This is a genomic window from Halalkalibacter sp. HAAS-P013 (genome assembly GCF_056619925.1).
This window is the reverse complement of the sequence record NZ_JBWQTU010000042.1, coordinates 1-4,371: the sequence shown is the minus strand read 5'-3', so window position 1 is coordinate 4,371 and position 4,371 is coordinate 1. Positions and strand designations below refer to the sequence as shown.

Annotated in this window: 5 protein-coding genes; all 5 read left to right on the top strand. The window is 31.5% G+C overall.

The genetic code is table 11. The annotated features are described in order from the left end of the window. The first annotated feature begins 318 nt into the window (after nucleotides 1-318). The 5 genes from AC1FXP_RS23260 (at nucleotide 319) to AC1FXP_RS23240 (ending at nucleotide 4,241) form a co-directional block, all read left to right on the top strand. Nucleotides 319-819, top strand: coding sequence for an RNA polymerase sigma factor (locus AC1FXP_RS23260; RefSeq protein WP_480064302.1), 501 nt, complete (start codon nucleotides 319-321; stop codon nucleotides 817-819). Between the two features lie 7 nt (nucleotides 820-826). Then, nucleotides 827-1,972 (top strand): DUF4179 domain-containing protein, encoded by a 1,146-nt coding sequence (locus AC1FXP_RS23255; RefSeq protein ID WP_480064301.1) that lies wholly within the window; start codon nucleotides 827-829, stop codon nucleotides 1,970-1,972. 153 nt (nucleotides 1,973-2,125) lie between these two features. Further along, on the top strand, nucleotides 2,126-2,281 hold the full coding sequence (locus tag AC1FXP_RS23250; protein WP_480064300.1) for a DUF4083 family protein: 156 nt from the start codon (nucleotides 2,126-2,128) through the stop codon (nucleotides 2,279-2,281). A gap of 383 nt (nucleotides 2,282-2,664) precedes the next feature. Further along, complete coding sequence (locus AC1FXP_RS23245) at nucleotides 2,665-3,108, top strand: hypothetical protein (RefSeq protein WP_480064299.1); 444 nt, start codon at nucleotides 2,665-2,667, stop codon at nucleotides 3,106-3,108. Nucleotides 3,109-3,557: 449 nt separating this feature from the next. Continuing rightward, nucleotides 3,558-4,241, top strand: a complete 684-nt coding sequence (locus AC1FXP_RS23240; RefSeq protein WP_480064298.1) for an HAD family hydrolase — start codon at nucleotides 3,558-3,560, stop codon at nucleotides 4,239-4,241. Nucleotides 4,242-4,371: the final 130 nt, after the last annotated feature.

Genomic DNA, 4,371 nt, shown 5'->3' with positions numbered 1-4,371 from the left:
TGTTTACGTTGAAAACTATAATTTCCTACTGTATATAACAAGTAAGCAAAGATAGAAAATAGGCAGTTTTATTATCTTCATTAACGAGGAATACGGTCATTTACCATACTGTATATAAGATAGAGGTTAGTTTAAGAACATTATTATCTAATTGCAGTTTGACAATCTTATCCAGACACCATCATTTATCTGTTGGTGTCGCCCTATATAGGTCGATTTTTTATTTGTTTTTTAAAAATAAGAATTTGTGTAACTTTTATAATTGGTTTACGTCTAAGTATTATATTGTTGGTCATAATAGGGGGATTGGTTTTGTGCATGGAGCAAAGAGAAAATAACATTGTTGTATGGTATCAAAAACATGGTGATGCCATTTTAAATTATATTTTAATAATGGTAAGGGATTATCAATTAGCAGAAGACTTGACTCAAGAAACTTTTCTAAAGGTTTATCGTTTTTATGATTCTTACAATTATCAATCTAGTGAGAAGACATGGTTATTTAGAATAGCTCGTAACACAACAGTTGATTACATGAGAAAGAAAAAGCCACTTCAATTAATAAAAGGAGTTTTTAATTTAAGAGAAGATAGTTCCCCTTCTCCTGAAGAGTTTCTCTTAATGAAGGAAAATACCAAAGAAATTTATTTGTCGTTGGCAAAAATGAAAACAGCCTATAAAGAAGTTATTATAATGAGGAAAATTAAAGGATTTAGCATTCAAGAAACAGCAGAAATTCTAAATTGGTCTGAGGGTAAGGTGAAAACAACTTTACATAGAGCAATCTACGAACTTGAGAATCGATTGAAAATGAGGTGATTCAACTATGAAAGAAGTTAATAAAGAAGAAACAAGTCTTGAGCAATCTTTATCAAAAATGGATGTAAATATGGTGTGGGACCAAAATCGCAAGCAAAAAGTTGAAAATCTTATAAGAAGTAAGTTAAATAAGACTGATACCTCATTAAAATATAAAAATATTAAATCATCCCCAAGGTTGTTGATGAGTATTTCTTCTATTTTTGTAATTGGGATTCTTACTCTGTTGTTTACAAGTTTAGAAATGGGAACTGGTTCCGAGCAACATCGTAACGGAAGTATCTTTCAGATGCTTGGCGATGACGACTTAAAAGAAGTGGCAAATGAAGGGAATGCTAGAATCCTTTCTCTTACTGATGAAAATAACACAATAAAACTGACTATTGAGGAAGCATTCTATGATGATAATCAGTTGGCAATAAGTTATAAGGTTGAAACGAATGAACAAGAAAACTATGGATTAGAACAAATTATTGATGAGAAATCGATTGAATTACACGTCGATGGGGAATTGATAAGAAACCTAATAATAGGTCCATATCGATTAAATTCAACAGGAACTATGATAGACGGTATTCTTAAAGTTGAAGGTACAAAAGAGCTTCCTGATGCAATATCTGTTGGTTTGTCTTTTACTGAATTTGCTGGGGGGAGAGACTTTATGTTTGATATGGAAAAGTTCACTCAGCAGGAACCGCTTGATTCAGACTATGAGGAAATAAGAAAAAAGTTTAATAAAGACTATCTAGATTTGGAATTAAGTTCCACTTTCTCACTGCCTGTTACGTTTGGAGATGGAAAAAAAGGTGAGTATGTTTTCATCGGTGAAAAAGGAAAATTAGCTTTTCAAATTGCATCAGGATTAGTAGGAGAAACCATTGAGTTAACACCAATTCGTTCTCGCCAAGCTAATAAATATATGTGGTATTTATGGGGAGATAATTTAACTAATAAATTAATTAAAGTAATAGGATTCAATATGGATACAGAGCAAGAAATAGTCGTTATTGATGATACGGTTTTAGGTTCTGAATTAAACGGAGCTGATGCACATATTCCGAGTTCAATGACGTTTCCAGCTTCAGGTGTCTGGAAGTTAGACGCTTATGTTGACGAAAAACTATTTGAGACAATCATAATTGAAGTTAAATGAATTATTTTATTGGACTACCGAGAGCTTTCCTTGAATAGTGAATTGCATCCTTGTTCCACTTAAGAAGTAGGTTAATTTATTAAAGAACTTAGATAATAACTCAAAGCCTTTAATAAATATGTTAAAAATTTAGGTTGTTATGGAGGTGTTTACATGGGAACTGCGATTTATCAGGTAATAGCTACTTTAATTCCTATTTCTATAATTCTTTTAGTTGCATGGTTTATTCGTTCATCCATAAGGAAGAGTAAACAGTTAAAGAGAATGGAACAAAAGTTAAACGAAATTGAAAATACTAAGGATAATTAGTTGTTTTAACGGAAGCGTTCCTGCAATAGCAGCAGGAACGCTTTTTAACTAACGGGGGCGTTTCTGAAACAAGGAGAAACGCTTATTCCACTATAAAGACTCAGGTTAGGCGAAAATAGAAGGTTATTTATCACATTTATACTAAGTGGTGTATTTTTCATAGTGTTAGGTCAAAAATTCCTACAATTCATGGGTATGTTTACCGTTTTTAGTTAGGAAATGATTTAAGTAGCATTGAAAATATATATGACAACTCTTAAAGTAACGGGTGGCGTTTCTACAATAAGTGGAGACGCTTTTTTACTAACGAAGCAGTTTAATAAAAAAGGGTTAGTGAATTAACTTACCGTTTGAAGTATATACCGAGATAGGAGATGTTTAAATTGAAATATTTTATATTATTTATTGTTTGTATATCTTTGCTTATAGGCTGCGTCAATCTCGATAAAGCAAAAGAAGTTAGGGTCATTGGTCAAATGAAGCCTGATGAAGAAAATCAATATCATTTATACTCTTTTTGGAGTGCTATTCCTCAAGAAAATTGGGAAGAGGAAGTAATCGACAAAGGACTTAGAAGACAGTTTGAACTTTATTTTTCGTTTGATGTTCCAGCAGGAAAACTACATCTAGTTTCATATCCAGGTCCTGACACTGATAAATTTAATGAATATGTTGAGCTTTTGAATTTGAATGAATTCCCAACTTTTATTATTTTAGATAATGAAGGAATTGTATTAAGGACAACGGTTGTAAATGAACTTCTAGAATTTATAAATGCTTTACCTGATATTGAGTACAATGAATATGTATTATTCTTATTGCACTAACGGGGCAGAAGAGTTTAAGAAGAAATTGGTTAAATTGATTTACTTCATTTAGTTTTTACGAAGAAAAATAATGTTAGAGTTAGATTAACAAGTTAAAGTTGTGGGAGTGTTTTATAATGTTGAGGTTGGTTGATGACATAGTAGGAGCTATATATGATGTTTTTAAATTTATTATTAGGTCTATTATTTATTTTCTTGCAGGAACAATAATTGTAGCAGTTCCAATATACCTGATAGTTTGGATGATTAAAATGTTTCAATAATTTATTCAAGTAACGGAGGCGTTTCTGCAATAAAGCAGGAACGCATTTTTTTGTACAACAAAAAAGGGAATTAATGTTAAAATTAAACAAACGGTTATTCGAGTAACGGGCAGTTTAGTTGATATAGGTATTTGTATTAACGGTAGAGAATAACAGTATAAACTACTTATTTGGGGAGTTGGGAAAATGATAAAGGCGGTCTTATTTGATTTAGATGGAACTTTGTTAAATCGAGATGAGTCAGTAAAGAGATTCATAGATAATCAATACGAGCGATTAAATAAATGGGTAGGTCATATCACAAAAGAGAAATATATTTCAAGATTTATTGAACTCGACAAGCGTGGATATGTTTGGAAAGACAAAGTATATCAACAATTAACTCAAGAATTTCATATTTCTGGCATAACTTGGGAAGGATTGCTTCAAGATTACATAAGTGAGTTTAAGTATAACTGTGTTCCTTTTGATAATCTAATTCAGATGTTGGAAGAATTAAAGAGTAGAAATTTTCTTTTAGGAATGATTACAAATGGGTATGGACAATTCCAAATGGATAATATTAAAGCTTTAGGAATTGAAGAGCATTTTGATGTGATATTGGTTTCTGAATGGGAAGGAATAAAAAAACCTGACCCAAAAATATTTAAAAGAGCCTTAGAACAAATAAATGTATCACCTAAGCAAAGCGTATTTGTAGGGGACCATCCTGAAAATGATGTAAAAGCCGCTCAAAATGTCGGGATGAGAGGAATTTGGAAAAAAGACTTTCAGTGGGACAATGTTCAAGCAGATTTCACAGTTAGTGATTTAGCAGAACTACCATTAATCATAGAAAATTTAATCGAACAAAAAGTTGAATCTTGTTAAACTAACGGGGGCTTATATACAGTATGGTAAATGACCGTATTCCTCGTTAATGAAGATAATAAAACTGCCTATTTTCTATCTTTGCTTACTTGTTATATACAGTAGGAAATTATAGTTTTCAACGTAAACA